Source organism: Mycobacterium tuberculosis H37Rv, assembly GCF_000195955.2.
Classification (GTDB): domain Bacteria; phylum Actinomycetota; class Actinomycetes; order Mycobacteriales; family Mycobacteriaceae; genus Mycobacterium; species Mycobacterium tuberculosis.
This window is the reverse complement of the sequence record NC_000962.3, coordinates 949,420-965,976: the sequence shown is the minus strand read 5'-3', so window position 1 is coordinate 965,976 and position 16,557 is coordinate 949,420. Positions and strand designations below refer to the sequence as shown.

Below are 16,557 nucleotides of genomic sequence, written 5' to 3'. Positions count from 1 at the left end.
GTGACATTACCCACATAACGGAACGATAACGGGGCGGACACGCTCCGATTGCGAGGGCTTACTACCTGCGCAAATGCCTATATTTCTTGGCGTTCTTGCCGGCGATTGTGACGGAAACGCCGACTTTTCTTAAACGTGACGGAATCGCCTGAAACCGCTACCGTCTCGGGAGGCTCGTCAACCTAACCCAAAATGACGTGCCCTCCCTCGCCGATAGCACGCCGAACTCCATCCAGTGGGCGAGGGATTCCGACCGCGGATGGAGGCGGGGGACCCACCAGGTCCGCCGAGATCGGACCGGAGCCGCATACGGCTCCTTGGGGTGAAGCCAACGTCGTTCGCCGATGTACGACCGCGGCCGGGTGATCCTCTCCACGGCGAATCCAACCCGAACCCGACAGCTGACCTCGTAGGCGTGTACCGAGAGGAATTACCTAACGTATGAGTGGACGCCACCGTAAGCCCACCACATCCAACGTCAGCGTCGCCAAGATCGCCTTTACCGGCGCAGTACTCGGTGGCGGCGGCATCGCCATGGCCGCTCAGGCGACCGCGGCCACCGACGGGGAATGGGATCAGGTGGCCCGCTGCGAGTCGGGCGGCAACTGGTCGATCAACACCGGCAACGGTTACCTCGGTGGCTTGCAGTTCACTCAAAGCACCTGGGCCGCACATGGTGGCGGCGAGTTCGCCCCGTCGGCTCAGCTGGCCAGCCGGGAGCAGCAGATTGCCGTCGGTGAGCGGGTGCTGGCCACCCAGGGTCGCGGCGCCTGGCCGGTGTGCGGCCGCGGGTTATCGAACGCAACACCCCGCGAAGTGCTTCCCGCTTCGGCAGCGATGGACGCTCCGTTGGACGCGGCCGCGGTCAACGGCGAACCAGCACCGCTGGCCCCGCCGCCCGCCGACCCGGCGCCACCCGTGGAACTTGCCGCTAACGACCTGCCCGCACCGCTGGGTGAACCCCTCCCGGCAGCTCCCGCCGACCCGGCACCACCCGCCGACCTGGCACCACCCGCGCCCGCCGACGTCGCGCCACCCGTGGAACTTGCCGTAAACGACCTGCCCGCACCGCTGGGTGAACCCCTCCCGGCAGCTCCCGCCGACCCGGCACCACCCGCCGACCTGGCACCACCCGCGCCCGCCGACCTGGCGCCACCCGCGCCCGCCGACCTGGCGCCACCCGCGCCCGCCGACCTGGCACCACCCGTGGAACTTGCCGTAAACGACCTGCCCGCGCCGCTGGGTGAACCCCTCCCGGCAGCTCCCGCCGAACTGGCGCCACCCGCCGATCTGGCACCCGCGTCCGCCGACCTGGCGCCACCCGCGCCCGCCGACCTGGCGCCACCCGCGCCCGCCGAACTGGCGCCACCCGCGCCCGCCGACCTGGCACCACCCGCTGCGGTGAACGAGCAAACCGCGCCGGGCGATCAGCCCGCCACAGCTCCAGGCGGCCCGGTTGGCCTTGCCACCGATTTGGAACTCCCCGAGCCCGACCCCCAACCAGCTGACGCACCGCCGCCCGGCGACGTCACCGAGGCGCCCGCCGAAACGCCCCAAGTCTCGAACATCGCCTATACGAAGAAGCTGTGGCAGGCGATTCGGGCCCAGGACGTCTGCGGCAACGATGCGCTGGACTCGCTCGCACAGCCGTACGTCATCGGCTGACGGGCTGAGGCCGGACTTTAAACCGAACCCACCCATTCGTCGGTACCGTCCTCGAAGAACTGGTGCTTCCACACGGGAAGCCGCGCCTTGATGGTCTCCACCAGGTGCGCACAGGTGCCAAACGCCGCCCGCCGGTGATCGGCGGCAACCGCCGCCACCAGGGCGGCCTCCCCGACCTGCAAGACGCCGATCCGGTGGCTGGCCGCCACCGCACGCACGCCACTGGACTCTTCAGCTACCTCCGCCACCAAATCCGCAAGGACCTGTGCGGCCGACGGGTGCGCGGAGTACTCCAGCCGCAACACCCCCCGTCCACCGTCACGGTCGCGGATCATTCCGACGAACCCGACAATGGCGCCAGCCGACCGATGGCTCACCAGCTCCTCGTGCTCGGCCAGAAAGATCGGTTGATCTGTCAGCGCGGCGCGCAGGACCTGCGTCATCGCGGGTGATCTCCACCGGCGATCTGCTCGAGAGCATGGTCCAGCACATCGGCGAGCACCCCGAGGCCGTCACGTACACCTCCAGGCGATCCCGGCAGATTGATGATCAGGGTCCGCCCAGCCACGCCGCACACCCCGCGCGACAGCACCGATGTCGGCACCTTGGGCAGGCCGGAGCGGCGGATCGCGTCGGCCAGCCCGGGAATGACGTAGTCCAGCACGGCGACCGTGTGTTCGGGCGTGGTATCGGTGGGCGAGATACCGGTGCCGCCGGAAGTGATGATCACGTCGACTCCGGCGTTGACCGCGTCGTGTAGCGCCTCGCCGACTGGGTTCCCGTCGGCAACCACCTGCGGCTGGACGGACGAAAACCCATGCTGTTCAAGCCATCCAGCGATAATCGGCCCGCAATCATCGGTATACACACCGGCCGCCGCGCGGCTCGACACAACGACAATTCGAGCGGACCGGGTGCTCATCGCCTCGTCCAGGTCCCGCGACGACCGCCTTCTTTGTGGAGCACCCGGATGTCATCGATAAGCGCGCCCGGATCGACCGCCTTGATCATGTCGTAGAGCGTGAGGGCGGCCACGCTGACAGCGGTCAGCGCTTCCATCTCGACGCCCGTTCGGTCGGTACTGCGTACCGTCGCTGTGATCTCGATATCCAACTGGCCGACGGTGAAATCGACGTCGACTCCGGTAAGCGCGAGTTGATGGCACAGCGGGATCAGGTCGCTGGTGCGCTTGGCCGCCATAATGCCCGCCACCCGCGCGGTGGCCAGCGCATCCCCTTTGGGCAGCCCGCCAGTCGAGATCAGCGCCACCACCTGCGCCGAGGTACGTAAGATGCCCGCGGCAACGGCTGTTCGCTTCGTGGTTGCCTTCTCGGTGATATCGACCATGTGCGCTGCCCCCCGCTCATCCTGGTGCGACAGCTCGCCCGAGCGGTAGTCGGATGCCCCAGAAGCCCTGGCCATCCTGGCGGCTTACCGATTGATGACGGTCACCGGGTGGATGTAGGGCAGGTCGTCGGACGGTACCGGGAACGTCAATTCACCGAAGGGTGATAGCGCACCCGTGCGGTCGGTCACGAGTTCGCTCACCGCATGGTCGTCTGGATCGGTGGTCGGCCAACCATGGTCCACGTACCTGGTCTTGCGTGCCTTACCTTCAGCAATGTCAGCCACGAAACCATTCTGACAGGTCTTGCACCCGCCCACGCCACAAGGCTGGTCCGGCCTACGCTGATCAGCAATGACCGAACACACCCCGGATATCCCGCTGGGGTCCTGGCTGGCCGCCTTGCCCGATGAACGGCTGACCCAGCTGTTGGAGCTGCGGCCCGACCTTGCCCAGCCACCACCCGGCAGCATCGCCGCGCTGGCCGCCCGTGCCCAGGCCCGCCAGTCGGTCAAGGCGGCCACCGACGAGCTCGACTTCCTGCGGCTGGCGGTGTTCGACGCACTGCTGGTGCTGCAGGCAGATACCGCACCGGTGCCGATCGTCCGGCTGCTGGCAGTGATCGGCGACCGCGCCGCCCAAGCCGACGTGCTTGGCGCGCTGGCTGACCTTAAACAACGTGCCCTGGCCTGGGGCGAGACCGCAGTCCGGGTGGCGACAGACGCAGGTACGGCGTTGCCGTGGCATCCCGGCCAGGTCACCCTCGAGGGAAGTTCGCGTTCCGGGGATCAGCTCGCCGACCTGATCGCCGGCCTCGACCCCGCGCAGCGTGACGTTCTGGACAAATTGCTCCAAGGGTCACCCGTGGGGCGCACTCGCGACGCCGCACCCGGCGCGCCATCTGATCGACCCGTGCCGCGGTTGCTGGCGATGGGCTTGCTGCGACGAATCGATGCCGAAACGGTGATCTTGCCCCGCCACGTCGGGCAGGTGCTGCGCGGCGAACAACCCGGTCCGATGGAGTTGACCGCGCCGGACCCGGTAGTTTCCACCACCACACCCGACGACGCCGACGCTGCGGCGGCCGGAGCCGTCATCGACCTACTGCGTGAAGTCGACGTACTGCTCGAAAACCTCGGCGCCACACCGGTTGCCGAACTACGCAGCGGCGGACTGGGGGTTCGTGAATTCAAGCGGCTGGCCAAGGCAACGGGAATCGACGAGCCGCGGCTGGGCCTAATCCTCGAGATTGCGGCCGCGGCTGGACTGATCGCCAGCGGCATGCCCGATCCCGAACCGCCCCACAGTGACGGACCTTTTTGGGCGCCAACGGTGGCCGCCGATCGATTCGCCACGATGTCACCCGCCGAGCGTTGGCACTTGCTGGCCAGCGCCTGGCTTGACCTTCCGGGCCGGCCGGCGTTAATCGGTACCCGCGGACCCGACGCCAAACCCTATGGCGCCCTGTCGGATTCGCTGTTCTCCACGGCGGCCCCACTGGATCGCCGGCTATTGCTAGGCATGCTCGCCGAGCTGCCCGCCGGCGCCGGCGTCGATGCGTCCCGGGCGTCGGCGACACTGATCTGGCGCCGCCCACGTTGGGCCAGGCGATTGCAACCTGCGCCTATCGCGGATCTGCTGACAGAGGGCCATGCGCTGGGTCTGGTGGGGCGCGGGGCGATCAGCACGCCTGCTCGCGCACTGTTGGACGAGGCCTTAGAGCCAGCTACTGCCCCTGCCGCCGCGGTCGGCGTGATGGCTCGGGCGCTGCCCAAGCCCATCGATCACTTCCTGGTGCAGGCCGACCTGACCGTCGTGGTGCCAGGGCCGCTGCAGCGCGAACTGGCCGACGACCTGACCACCGTCGCCACCGTGGAATCGGCCGGCACGGCGATGGTGTACCGCGTCAGCGAGCAGTCGATCCGGCATGCCCTCGATGTCGGCAAGTCCCGCGACTGGTTGCAGGAATTCTTCGCAAATCGTTCTAAAACTCCTGTACCACAAGGGCTTACATATCTCATCGACGATGTCGCGCGCCGGCACGGCCAGCTTCGGATCGGCATGGCCGCATCGTTCGTGCGGTGCGAGGACCCAACGCTACTGGCCCAGGTCGTGGCGGCGCCCGAAGCCGACGGGCTGGCACTGCGGGCCCTGGCCCCAACGGTGGCGGTGTCCCCCGCTCCGATATCCGAAGTCCTCGTCACGTTGCGCGGCGCGGGCTTTGCCCCGGCCGCCGAAGATTCCACCGGAGCCGTTGTCGACGTGCGAACCCGCGGCGCCCGGGTGCCCACACCGCAACGGCGCCGGCCATACCGACCGCCGCCGAGACCCAATAGCGAGGCGTTGAAAGCCGTGGTTGCCGTGCTGCGTGAGGTGACCGCAGCGCCGTTCGCTAATGTCCGCGTCGACCCGGCGGTCACCATGTCGCTGTTGCAGCGCGCGGCCAAGGACCAGGCCACCTTGGTGATCAGCTACCTCGATGCCGCCGGCGTTGCCACTCAGCGGGTGGTCGCACCGATCACGCTACGGGGCGGCCAGCTGGTGGCGTTCGACTCGTCATCCGGGCGACTGCGTGACTTCGCCATCCACCGCATCACGTTGGTGGTGTCGGCCCACGACCGATAATGGAGCCCATGACCCCCGCGCCGGCGACGATGCAGAGCGCAGCGATGAGGAGGAGCGGCGCCATTGACTACCGCCGGCGACGATGCAGAGCGCAGCGATGAGGAGGAGCGGCGCCATTGACTACCGCCGGCGACGATGCAGAGCGCAGCGATGAGGAGGAGCGGCGCCATTGACTGACGGACCATTGATAGTGCAGTCCGATAAGACGGTGCTGTTGGAAGTCGACCATGAACTGGCCGGCGCTGCACGCGCCGCCATCGCGCCGTTCGCCGAGCTGGAACGTGCACCCGAACATGTCCACACCTACCGCATCACACCGCTGGCACTGTGGAATGCTCGCGCCGCCGGCCATGATGCCGAGCAAGTCGTCGACGCGCTGGTCAGTTACTCCCGCTACGCGGTGCCGCAACCCTTGCTCGTCGACATCGTCGACACCATGGCCCGCTACGGACGACTGCAGTTGGTCAAGAACCCGGCCCATGGCCTGACGCTGGTGAGCCTGGACCGCGCGGTGCTTGAGGAAGTGCTGCGCAACAAGAAGATCGCGCCGATGCTTGGCGCCCGCATCGATGACGACACCGTCGTCGTCCACCCCAGCGAACGCGGCCGGGTCAAGCAGCTGCTGCTCAAGATCGGTTGGCCCGCAGAGGATCTCGCCGGCTACGTCGATGGTGAAGCGCACCCGATCAGCCTGCACCAGGAGGGCTGGCAGCTGCGCGATTACCAGCGGCTGGCCGCGGACTCGTTCTGGGCGGGCGGCTCCGGGGTGGTGGTGCTGCCATGTGGGGCCGGCAAGACGCTGGTCGGTGCGGCCGCAATGGCCAAAGCCGGCGCGACGACGTTGATCCTGGTCACCAATATCGTCGCGGCCCGGCAATGGAAACGAGAGCTGGTCGCGCGCACCTCGCTCACCGAGAATGAGATCGGCGAATTCTCGGGAGAACGCAAGGAAATCCGACCTGTCACCATCTCGACATACCAGATGATCACCCGCCGCACTAAGGGCGAGTACCGCCATCTGGAACTGTTCGACAGCCGCGACTGGGGGCTCATCATCTATGACGAGGTGCACCTGTTGCCGGCACCGGTCTTCCGGATGACCGCTGACCTGCAGTCCAAACGGCGGCTGGGGCTGACCGCCACGTTGATCCGTGAAGACGGACGCGAGGGCGACGTGTTTTCCCTTATCGGACCAAAGCGCTATGACGCGCCGTGGAAGGACATTGAGGCGCAGGGCTGGATCGCGCCAGCTGAGTGCGTGGAAGTCCGGGTCACGATGACCGACAGCGAGCGGATGATGTACGCCACCGCCGAACCCGAAGAACGCTACCGGATCTGCTCGACGGTGCACACCAAAATTGCTGTGGTCAAGTCGATTCTGGCGAAGCACCCGGATGAGCAGACCCTGGTCATCGGAGCGTACTTGGATCAGCTCGACGAGCTGGGCGCCGAGCTCGGCGCTCCGGTGATTCAGGGGTCGACAAGGACCAGCGAACGCGAGGCACTGTTCGACGCCTTCCGCCGCGGCGAGGTCGCTACGCTCGTGGTGTCCAAGGTGGCTAACTTCTCCATCGACTTGCCGGAAGCCGCCGTGGCGGTACAGGTTTCGGGAACATTCGGCTCACGCCAGGAAGAGGCGCAACGGCTCGGCCGGATATTGCGACCCAAGGCCGACGGGGGCGGTGCCATCTTCTACTCGGTGGTGGCCCGCGACAGCCTGGATGCCGAGTACGCCGCACACCGGCAGCGGTTTTTAGCTGAGCAGGGCTACGGTTACATCATCCGCGACGCCGACGACCTGCTGGGCCCGGCAATTTAGGTTGCGCGAGCAGACGTAAAAGCCCCCGACACGCCGAGCGTGCGGGGGCTTTTACGTCTGCTCGCGCTCAGCTTAGCAGCGACTCCGGCGGCAGGAAGCGGTCGCCGTAGGCGGCCGCCAGCTCGCGGGCCCGGGCCACGAAAGCCGCCTTACCGGTACCGGCCGGGCCGGAGTAGCCGACGATGAACTGGGCACTGCCACCTGTCCACGGCGGGAAGCCGATGCCCATGATCGAGCCGATGTTGGCGTCGGCCGTCGACGTCAGCACCCCCTCGTCGAGGCACTTCTGGGTTTCCAGCGCCTCGGCGAACAGCATGCGGTCGATCATGTCCTGCAGCGGCGGCTGCGACGAGCCCGACTTGAACGTCTCGCGCAAGCCGGGCCACAACCCGGATCGCTTGCCGTCGGCGTACTCGTAGAAGCCCGCGCCCTTCAGCCGGCCGGACCGGCCGAGCTCGATCATCTTCTCCACCACGGCCTCCGCCGGATGCGGCTGGTACGTGCCGCCGGCGTCCTCAACACCCTTACGGGTGGCGACGGCGATCTTGTGCATCAGCTCCAAGTTGAGCTCGTCGGACAGCTGCAGCGGCGGCGCCGGATACCCGGCCTGCGACCCCGCCTGCTCGATAGAAGCCGGCTCGACACCCTCACCGAGCATCGCCAGCGCCTCGTTGACGAACGTGCCGATGACCCGCGAGGTGAAAAAGCCGCGGCTGTCGTTGACCACGATCGGGGTCTTGCCGATGGCCAAGGTGTAGTCGAACACCCGGGCCAGGGCCTCGTCAGAAGTCTTCTCGCCCTTGATGATCTCCACCAGCGGCATCTTGTCGACCGGCGAGAAGAAGTGGATCCCGATAAAGTCTTCCTGCCGCTTGACGCCGGTCGCCAGACCGGTGATCGGCAGCGTCGAGGTGTTGGATCCCAGGATCGCGTTGGGCTCGACGATGTCTTCGATCTCGCCGAACACCTTGTGCTTGAGCTCCTGGTTTTCAAAAACCGCCTCGATCACGAAATCAACGCCCTTGAAATCGGCGGCGTCGGCGGTCGGGGTGATGCGCGCCAGCAGGGCGTCGCTGCGCTCCTGTGTGGTGCGGCCCCGCTCCAGCGCCTTGGCCTCCAGCTTTTCGGAGTAGCCCTTGCCTTTAGCGGCGGCCTCAAGGCTGACATCTTTGAGTACCACCTCATAGCCGGCCTTGGCAGAGACGTAGGCGATGCCGGCGCCCATCATGCCCGCACCCAGCACACCGATCCTCTTGATCGGGGTCTTGCCGATGCCTTCGGGCCGAGACCCGCCGGCATTGATGGCCTGCAGGTCGAAGAAGAACGCCTGCATCATGTTCTTGGCGACCTGGCCGGTGACCAACGACGCGAAGTAGCGGCTCTCGATGCGGCTGGCGGTGTCGAAATCGACCTGTGCCCCCTCGACCGCGGCGGCCAGGATGGCCCGCGGCGCCGGCATCGGGGCACCCTTGAGCTGCTTGCGCAGGTTCGACGGGAACGACGGCAAAATCGCCGCCAGACCCGGCGACGACGGGGTGCCGCCGGGCATCTTGTAGCCCTTCTTGTCCCACGGCTGCACCCCGGCACCGTCGGGGTTGGCCTTGAGCTCCTCCTTTATCCAAGCCTTGGCGGCGGGCACCAGCTCCTCGACCGTTGCCACCAGCTCGTCGACCAGACCGATCTCCTTGGCCTTGGCCGGCTTGAACCGGGTACCTTGCGCCAGCACGCTCACGAACGCGTTCTGGATGCCGAACATCCGTACCGTGCGGGTCACCCCACCGCCACCCGGCAGCAGACCCAGCGTCACCTCCGGCAGACCGAGCTGGCTGCCCTTGACGTCGGCGGCGATCCGGTGATGACACGCCAGCGCGATCTCCAGGCCGCCGCCCAACGCCGCCCCGTTGATGGCCGCGACGACCGGCTTACCCAATGTCTCCAAGGTGCGCAGCTGCCGCTTGATGGTCTCGACGGTGTTGAATACATCGCCGGCGTCCTCGGGCCTGGCCTGGATCATCGTCTTGACGTCGCCGCCGGCGAAGAAGGTTTTCTTCGCGCTGGCGACTACCACTCCGGTGATCGAATCCTTTTCGGCGACAAGGCGATCGACGGCCTTGCCCATCGACTCGATGTAGGCCTCGTTCATCACGTTGGTTGACCCGGAGGGATCGTCCATGGTCAGCGTGACGATGCCGTCGGCATCCTTGTCCCACTGGATTGTGTTGTCTGGCATGCTGTTAAACCCTCTCGATGATCGTCGCGACACCCATGCCGCCCCCGATGCACAGCGTGATGAGTGCACGTCGGGCGTTGCGGCGCTCCAGTTCGTCGACCATGGTGCCCAGGATCATCGCGCCGGTGGCACCCAGCGGGTGGCCCATCGCGATGGCGCCACCGTTGACGTTGAGCTTCTCGTCGGGAATGTTGAGGTCCTTCTGGAACTTCAGCACCACCGACGCGAACGCCTCGTTGAGCTCGAACAGGTCGATGTCGTCGACGGTCAGCCCGGCGCGGTCGAGCACCTTGCGGGTGGCCGGGGTGGGGCCGGTGAGCATGATCACCGGGTCGGCGCCGCTGGTGGCGGTGGCGACGATGCGCGCCCGCGGAGTCAGGCCCTGCAACTTGCCGGCGGCCGCGGAACCGATCATCACCAGCGCGGCACCGTCGACGATCCCCGAGCTGTTGCCGCCGGTGTGTACGTGGTTGATCTTTTCCACCCAGTGGTACTTCTGCAGCGCCACGTCGTCGAAACCGCCCAGCGCGGCCAGGCCTTCGAAGGCCGGCTTCAGCTTGGCCAGACCCTCCTTGGTGGTGTCCGGCCGCATGTGTTCGTCATGATCGAGGATCAGCAGGCCGTTCTGGTCGCGCACCGGCACCACCGACTTGGCGAAGTAGCCGCCCGACCACGCCTCGGCGGCCTTTTGCTGGCTGCGTAGCGCGTAGGCGTCGACGTCTTCGCGGGAGAAGCCCTCGATGGTGGCGATCAGGTCGGCGCCGATGCTCTGCGGGACGAACATGACGTCGTAGTTGGTCGCCGGGTCCAGGCCCATAGCGCCGCCGTCGGAGCCCATCGGCACCCGGCTCATCGACTCCACGCCGCCGGCCAGCACCAGGTCATCCCAGCCCGAACGCACCTTCTGCGCGGCGGTGTTGACGGCCTCCAGGCCGGACGCGCAGAACCGGTTGAGCTGCACACCGCCGGAGGTGACCGGCATGCCCGATGCCAGCACTGCGGCGCGGGCGATGTCGCCGCCCTGGTCGCCCACCGGTGAGACGCAGCCCAAGATGACGTCGCTGATCAGGTTCTCGTCGAGGTCGGGATGGCGCTTGCGCAGCTCGTCGATCAGGCCGACGACCAGGCTCAATGGCTTGACTTCGTGCAACGATCCGTTCTTTTGTTTGCCGCGCGGGGTGCGGATGGCCTCGTAGATGAAGGCTTCTTCGGACATGTCGATTTCCTGTTCCACAAATTCCACAAAAGGGGGTTTGGATCCTTCTTCAAGACTAGGTCCCGTACCGGCACCCTAACAGGGCCCCCGGCCAACCTGTTGGTTGGGCAAGGTATCGCTGCGGCGCGCATCGTCGCCCGGATAGGCTCGACCGCCATGACGGTGTCGCGGCTGCGGCCGTATGCGACCACGGTGTTCGCCGAAATGTCCGCGCTGGCCACCCGTATCGGCGCGGTCAACCTGGGACAGGGCTTTCCCGACGAGGACGGCCCGCCGAAGATGCTGCAGGCCGCCCAAGACGCCATCGCCGGCGGCGTCAACCAGTACCCGCCCGGCCCTGGAAGCGCTCCGCTACGGCGGGCCATCGCCGCCCAGCGGCGGCGCCATTTCGGCGTCGACTACGACCCCGAGACCGAGGTGCTGGTCACGGTCGGAGCCACCGAGGCCATCGCCGCAGCGGTGCTCGGACTGGTCGAACCGGGCTCGGAGGTGTTGCTGATCGAGCCGTTCTACGACTCCTACTCGCCGGTGGTGGCGATGGCCGGCGCCCACCGCGTGACCGTACCGCTGGTGCCCGATGGCCGCGGCTTCGCCCTAGACGCCGACGCGCTGCGACGCGCGGTGACCCCGCGAACTCGGGCGCTGATCATTAACTCGCCGCACAATCCGACCGGTGCGGTGCTGAGCGCGACGGAACTCGCAGCCATCGCCGAGATCGCGGTGGCGGCGAACCTTGTGGTGATCACCGACGAGGTGTACGAGCACCTAGTGTTTGACCACGCCAGACACCTGCCGCTGGCGGGTTTCGACGGCATGGCCGAGCGCACGATCACCATTTCCAGTGCGGCCAAGATGTTCAACTGCACCGGCTGGAAAATCGGATGGGCTTGCGGCCCAGCCGAACTCATCGCCGGGGTGCGCGCCGCAAAACAGTACCTGAGCTATGTGGGCGGCGCACCGTTTCAGCCTGCGGTCGCCCTCGCGCTAGACACCGAAGACGCCTGGGTGGCGGCCCTTCGGAACTCGTTGCGGGCCCGGCGCGACCGGCTGGCAGCGGGCCTGACGGAGATCGGCTTCGCAGTGCACGACAGCTACGGCACGTACTTCCTATGCGCCGACCCGCGCCCGTTGGGTTATGACGACAGCACCGAATTCTGTGCGGCGCTACCGGAGAAAGTCGGGGTGGCCGCCATCCCGATGTCGGCGTTCTGCGACCCCGCCGCAGGACAGGCCTCACAACAAGCCGATGTGTGGAACCACCTGGTGCGCTTCACCTTCTGCAAACGAGACGACACCCTCGACGAGGCAATCAGGCGACTGAGCGTGCTCGCCGAGCGACCCGCTACCTAGCCCGACGTGAACCGTCGGCGCCCCACCACCTGCTTTCGCAGTCCTTCCGTCGCCGCATGGAGGATCTTCTTGCGGGCAATGTTGACCCAAAACGCCGGCAGGGGCGCCGAGGGTTCGACCGTGAGGGTGAATCGCACTCGGGTCTTGTCGTTATCCTCACGGCGCAGGTTGTACTCGCCGTGCTGGCCGTGTTGCTGCGCGGTCTTGGCGGCATCCCACACCACCCAGTCGGGTCCCCAGTGATACTCCAGTAACTCCGTGTCGACGATGCCCGCCACCTTGATGGTGACCTTCACGTGATGTGGTCGACCGTCGGAGTAAGTGTCGACGACTTCGACCCGTTTGTGCACTGAAGACCAAGACGGCACAGCGTCCATGTCGGCGAGCGCCTCCACGATCACTTCCGGAGGCGCTTCGATGACGACTTCGCGCGATGCTCGGATAGCCACTGCTACCAAATTAGCAATCACGATCCGCTACGCGGACCCGTCACATCGTCACGATTTCGCGTTTCCTTGATCGCCGGCACCCGCGATCAACTTCTGCAGCCCTTTCGCCGCGGCATCCAACACATGCTCACTTGCCCGCTTGACGATGAAGCCGGGGATCGGTCCCGCCGGCTCGACGGTGATGTCGAAGCGCACCCGGGCCCTATCGACACCCTCAGGTTTCACGGTGTACTCGATGTGCTGTCCATGTTGCTGGAAGGTCTGATCGGCATCCCAGCACACCCAGTCCGGGCCCCAGTGATATTCGAGGACCTCTTTGTCGACGAGCCCCAGAATCTTGACGGTTGCCCTCACATGGTGCGGCCGGCCATCCGGGTAGTAGTCGATCACTTCCACCTGTTTGTGCAGCGGTGACCACGAAGCCAGGACGCCGACATCTGCCAGCGCCTCCATCACCACTTCTGGAAGGCGCGTCGATGACAAATTCCCGCGATGCTTTTACGGCCACTGACGTTCACGCTAGCAACGCCGCGCCGTTGGTGGGCGGTGTTCGGCAGCCACCGTGGTTACCAGTTGATTTCGTCGATCGGTGTGGCTGCGGCCGGCGGCGGCCTGACCGGCCCGGCCGGTGTCCGGGAAAATCGGGGAGCGGGCGCGGCCTGCTGGACACCATGGGCGGTGATCACCGTCGATCGTGCCTTCAAATGATCGTTGTTGGCGGCTTCGCTCCACGCCAGCACCGGCGTAACACATGCGTCAGTGCCGGCGAAAACCCGCGTCCACTCGTCGCGGGTTCGGCTGGCAAATCGCTCGGCGAAGATGTCATACATCTGCGGGTAGCCGGCCACATCGAGCTGAGTCGGCACGTCAGCGGCCGACAAGCCGAGCCCGCTCAGCAACGCCGCGAAGAACTGCGGCTCGATTGCCCCAACGGCCATGTACTTGCCGTCGGACGTTTCGTAGCAGCGGTAGAACGGGGCGCCGCCGTCGAGCAGGAAAGATTCGCGCTGGTCGCGCAGGCTGCCAATCCCCTTCATGGTCCACATCATCTGCGCCAACACGCTAACCCCGTCGACCATCGCAGCATCGACGACCTGACCCACACCCGAACGTTCCCGTTCGTAGAGGGCCACCACAATGCCCAGCAGCACCAGCATCGAGCCGCCGCCGAAGTCGGCAACCAGGTTTAGCGGCGGCATCGGAGGCCGGTCGGCGTAGCCAAACGCCGCCAGCGCACCGGTCTGCGACAGGTAGTTGATGTCGTGACCCGCCGTCGAGGCCAACGGGCCATCCTGTCCCCAACCGGTAATGCGGGCGAAGATCAGTCGCGGATTGACCGACGCACAGTCGTCGGGTCCGATGCCGAGGCGCTCGCAAGTGCCGGGCCGGAAACAGTCCAGCAGCACATCGGCCTTGGCGGCCAGCTCCAGCATCGCCTGCGGTTGCGTTTTGACGTCCAGGTCGACGATCCGCTTCCCACGGTGCAGCAGGTCGCGGTCTTCGGACGGCATCGTCAGGCCACCCGGGCGGCGCACCCGCACCACGTCAGCACCCAGGTCGGCGAGCACCATCCCGGCGTGCGGCCCCGGTCCGATACCACCGAGTTCGATGACCTTCACCCCGGCCAGGGGCCCCCCGGTCGTCACCGCGACTATTGACCCTTCTTCACTTTCAACACCTGGCTGCGCAACGCCTCGGTGGCCGTGTCGATCGTCCCTTTGATCGCACGTTTCAGCACGAAGCCGGGCAGTGGCACCTGCGGGTCGACGGTGATCTCAAACTGGACCAGGGTGTTGTCGCCCTTGGGTGTCAACTCGTACTTTCCATCCTGCGAGCGCTGCTGGGTGGAGCTGACCAGCGTCCACCGCACTGATCTGTCGGTCCAGCTATAGGCCACCACCTGCTCGTCGGTGATGCCGGCGGTCTTGACTTTCATCTTCACCTTGCTGGGCCGCCCGTCGTCTCCGGTCTCGAGTATTTCGACGCTCTGATGGGCTGGCGACCATTCGGTCATCGCTTCGAAGTCGGCAATGACATCCAGGATCTCCTCGGGACTTGCTTCGATAACTATGTCGCGCGACTCCTTGATGGCCATGGCCGCACGATAGCGAATCGGCGTCCAGTCGGGAATAGCCGCAATCCGGCGTACGGTCGTCTTCGTGACACCCCAGAAGAGCGATGCCTGCAGCGATCCCGTCTACACCGTCGGCGACTACCTACTCGACCGGCTCGCCGAACTCGGCGTCTCTGAGATCTTCGGCGTTCCCGGCGACTACAACCTGCAATTCCTCGACCACATCGTGGCCCACCCGACCATCCGGTGGGTGGGCAGCGCCAACGAACTGAATGCCGGGTATGCCGCCGACGGGTACGGGCGGCTGCGTGGGATGTCAGCGGTGGTAACGACATTCGGGGTCGGCGAGCTCTCGGTGACCAATGCGATCGCGGGCAGTTACGCCGAGCATGTGCCAGTGGTGCACATTGTTGGCGGCCCGACCAAAGACGCCCAGGGCACTCGCCGGGCATTGCATCATTCCCTCGGCGACGGCGACTTCGAGCACTTTCTCCGGATCAGCCGTGAAATCACCTGTGCCCAAGCCAATCTCATGCCGGCAACGGCCGGTAGAGAAATAGATCGGGTGCTGTCCGAGGTACGGGAGCAGAAGCGTCCAGGATATATATTGCTGTCCAGCGACGTAGCACGCTTCCCCACTGAACCGCCCGCTGCGCCGTTGCCCCGCTACCCCGGCGGCACCAGCCCGCGCGCGCTGTCGCTGTTCACCAAGGCCGCCATCGAACTCATTGCCGACCACCAGTTGACGGTGCTCGCCGATCTGTTGGTTCATCGCCTGCAGGCCGTCAAAGAACTCGAGGCGCTGTTGGCCGCCGACGTGGTGCCGCACGCCACGTTGATGTGGGGGAAGAGCCTGCTCGACGAGAGCTCGCCGAACTTCCTGGGAATCTACGCCGGCGCGGCCAGCGCCGAACGGGTGCGCGCCGCGATCGAAGGGGCGCCGGTGCTGGTGACCGCCGGAGTGGTGTTCACCGACATGGTCAGCGGCTTCTTCAGCCAGCGGATCGACCCGGCCCGGACCATCGACATCGGGCAATACCAGAGCAGCGTGGCCGACCAGGTGTTCGCACCACTGGAAATGAGTGCCGCGCTGCAGGCGCTGGCCACCATCCTGACCGGGCGCGGAATCAGTTCGCCGCCGGTGGTACCGCCGCCCGCCGAACCGCCGCCGGCGATGCCGGCGCGCGATGAGCCGCTCACCCAGCAGATGGTGTGGGACCGGGTTTGCTCAGCGCTCACACCCGGAAACGTGGTGCTCGCCGACCAGGGGACGTCGTTCTACGGCATGGCGGACCACCGGTTGCCGCAAGGAGTGACCTTTATCGGCCAACCCTTGTGGGGCTCAATCGGTTACACGCTGCCCGCGGCAGTCGGGGCCGCGGTTGCGCATCCGGACCGCCGTACGGTGCTGTTGATCGGCGACGGGGCCGCACAATTGACCGTGCAGGAACTCGGCACGTTCTCCCGCGAAGGGCTGTCCCCGGTCATCGTGGTGGTCAACAACGATGGTTACACGGTCGAACGGGCCATCCACGGCGAGACGGCCCCGTACAACGACATCGTGAGCTGGAATTGGACCGAGCTTCCCAGCGCGCTGGGTGTGACCAATCACCTCGCGTTCCGTGCCCAAACCTATGGCCAACTCGACGACGCCCTCACCGTCGCCGCAGCACGGCGGGACCGGATGGTGCTCGTCGAGGTGGTGTTGCCGCGGCTCGAGATCCCCCGCCTGCTTGGCCAACTCGTGGGATCCATGGCGCCGCAGTGAGGTCGCTGACCCGGGC

15 protein-coding genes and 3 other annotated features are annotated in these 16,557 nt (G+C 66.3%); of the genes, 5 read left to right on the top strand and 10 right to left on the bottom strand.

Annotated elements, in window-relative coordinates; genetic code table 11:
• Positions 1–441 precede the first annotated feature (441 nt).
• Positions 442–1,665: a resuscitation-promoting factor RpfA gene (gene rpfA, locus Rv0867c; protein NP_215382.1), complete on the top strand. Its 1,224-nt coding sequence runs from the start codon at positions 442–444 to the stop codon at positions 1,663–1,665.
• Between the two features lie 17 nt (positions 1,666–1,682).
• Here the strand turns inward: rpfA and moaE2 are convergent, their stop codons facing one another.
• From moaE2 to Rv0863, 4 genes are all read right to left on the bottom strand, one after another.
• On the bottom strand, positions 1,683–2,108 hold the full coding sequence (gene moaE2, locus Rv0866) for a molybdopterin synthase catalytic subunit 2 (RefSeq protein ID NP_215381.1): 426 nt from the start codon (positions 2,106–2,108) through the stop codon (positions 1,683–1,685).
• Positions 2,105–2,587, bottom strand: coding sequence for a molybdopterin biosynthesis protein (gene mog / locus Rv0865; RefSeq protein ID NP_215380.1), 483 nt, complete (start codon positions 2,585–2,587; stop codon positions 2,105–2,107). Before mog ends, moaE2 begins: the two co-directional genes overlap by 4 nt.
• Complete coding sequence (moaC2, locus tag Rv0864; protein ID NP_215379.1) at positions 2,584–3,087, bottom strand: cyclic pyranopterin monophosphate synthase accessory protein; 504 nt, start codon at positions 3,085–3,087, stop codon at positions 2,584–2,586. Before moaC2 ends, mog begins: the two co-directional genes overlap by 4 nt.
• A 9-nt stretch (positions 3,088–3,096) precedes the next feature.
• The gene (locus Rv0863; RefSeq protein NP_215378.2) for a hypothetical protein occupies positions 3,097–3,378 on the bottom strand. Within the gene, positions 3,097–3,297 belong to an annotated coding region; the region does not span the whole gene.
• Here Rv0863 and Rv0862c point away from each other — a divergent pair.
• On the top strand, positions 3,365–5,635 hold the full coding sequence (locus Rv0862c) for a hypothetical protein (protein ID NP_215377.1): 2,271 nt from the start codon (positions 3,365–3,367) through the stop codon (positions 5,633–5,635). The genes Rv0863 and Rv0862c overlap by 14 nt on opposite strands.
• 8 nt (positions 5,636–5,643) lie before the next feature.
• Positions 5,644–5,698: a repeat region (55 bp Mycobacterial Interspersed Repetitive Unit,Class II), on the top strand.
• Positions 5,699–5,751: a repeat region (53 bp Mycobacterial Interspersed Repetitive Unit,Class II), on the top strand. It abuts the feature before it with no gap.
• Positions 5,752–5,804 (top strand) — a repeat region (53 bp Mycobacterial Interspersed Repetitive Unit,Class II).
• 21 nt (positions 5,805–5,825) lie between these two features.
• Positions 5,826–7,454, top strand: a complete 1,629-nt coding sequence (gene ercc3, locus Rv0861c; protein NP_215376.3) for a DNA helicase Ercc3 — start codon at positions 5,826–5,828, stop codon at positions 7,452–7,454.
• A 67-nt stretch (positions 7,455–7,521) separates the two neighbouring features.
• Here the strand turns inward: ercc3 and fadB are convergent, their stop codons facing one another.
• The gene (gene fadB, locus Rv0860; protein ID NP_215375.1) at positions 7,522–9,684 is read right to left on the bottom strand and encodes a fatty oxidation protein FadB; all 2,163 of its coding nucleotides are present in this window, start codon (positions 9,682–9,684) and stop codon (positions 7,522–7,524) included.
• A 4-nt stretch (positions 9,685–9,688) separates the two neighbouring features.
• Positions 9,689–10,900, bottom strand: a complete 1,212-nt coding sequence (locus Rv0859; RefSeq protein NP_215374.1) for an acyltransferase — start codon at positions 10,898–10,900, stop codon at positions 9,689–9,691.
• Between the two features lie 156 nt (positions 10,901–11,056).
• On the opposite strand from Rv0859, the gene dapC reads away from it, so the two are divergent.
• Positions 11,057–12,250 carry an N-succinyldiaminopimelate aminotransferase DapC gene (dapC, locus tag Rv0858c; RefSeq protein ID NP_215373.1) on the top strand — a complete coding sequence of 398 codons (1,194 nt, stop codon included), beginning with the start codon at positions 11,057–11,059 and terminating at the stop codon, positions 12,248–12,250.
• On the opposite strand, the gene Rv0857 is transcribed toward dapC, so the two are convergent.
• The 4 genes from Rv0857 to Rv0854 form a co-directional block, all read right to left on the bottom strand.
• Positions 12,247–12,720 carry a hypothetical protein gene (locus Rv0857; protein ID NP_215372.2) on the bottom strand — a complete coding sequence of 158 codons (474 nt, stop codon included), beginning with the start codon at positions 12,718–12,720 and terminating at the stop codon, positions 12,247–12,249. The two genes, dapC and Rv0857, sit on opposite strands and share 4 nt — an antisense overlap.
• A gap of 27 nt (positions 12,721–12,747) precedes the next feature.
• On the bottom strand, positions 12,748–13,152 hold the full coding sequence (locus Rv0856; RefSeq protein NP_215371.1) for a hypothetical protein: 405 nt from the start codon (positions 13,150–13,152) through the stop codon (positions 12,748–12,750).
• Positions 13,153–13,265: 113 nt separating this feature from the next.
• Positions 13,266–14,345, bottom strand: coding sequence for a fatty-acid-CoA racemase (gene far / locus Rv0855; RefSeq protein ID NP_215370.1), 1,080 nt, complete (start codon positions 14,343–14,345; stop codon positions 13,266–13,268).
• A 5-nt stretch (positions 14,346–14,350) separates the two neighbouring features.
• Positions 14,351–14,794: a hypothetical protein gene (locus Rv0854; protein ID NP_215369.1), complete on the bottom strand. Its 444-nt coding sequence runs from the start codon at positions 14,792–14,794 to the stop codon at positions 14,351–14,353.
• 64 nt (positions 14,795–14,858) lie between these two features.
• Between Rv0854 and pdc the strand changes: the two genes are divergently transcribed.
• Positions 14,859–16,541, top strand: a complete 1,683-nt coding sequence (gene pdc, locus Rv0853c) for an alpha-keto-acid decarboxylase (RefSeq protein NP_215368.1) — start codon at positions 14,859–14,861, stop codon at positions 16,539–16,541.
• Positions 16,542–16,557: the final 16 nt, after the last annotated feature.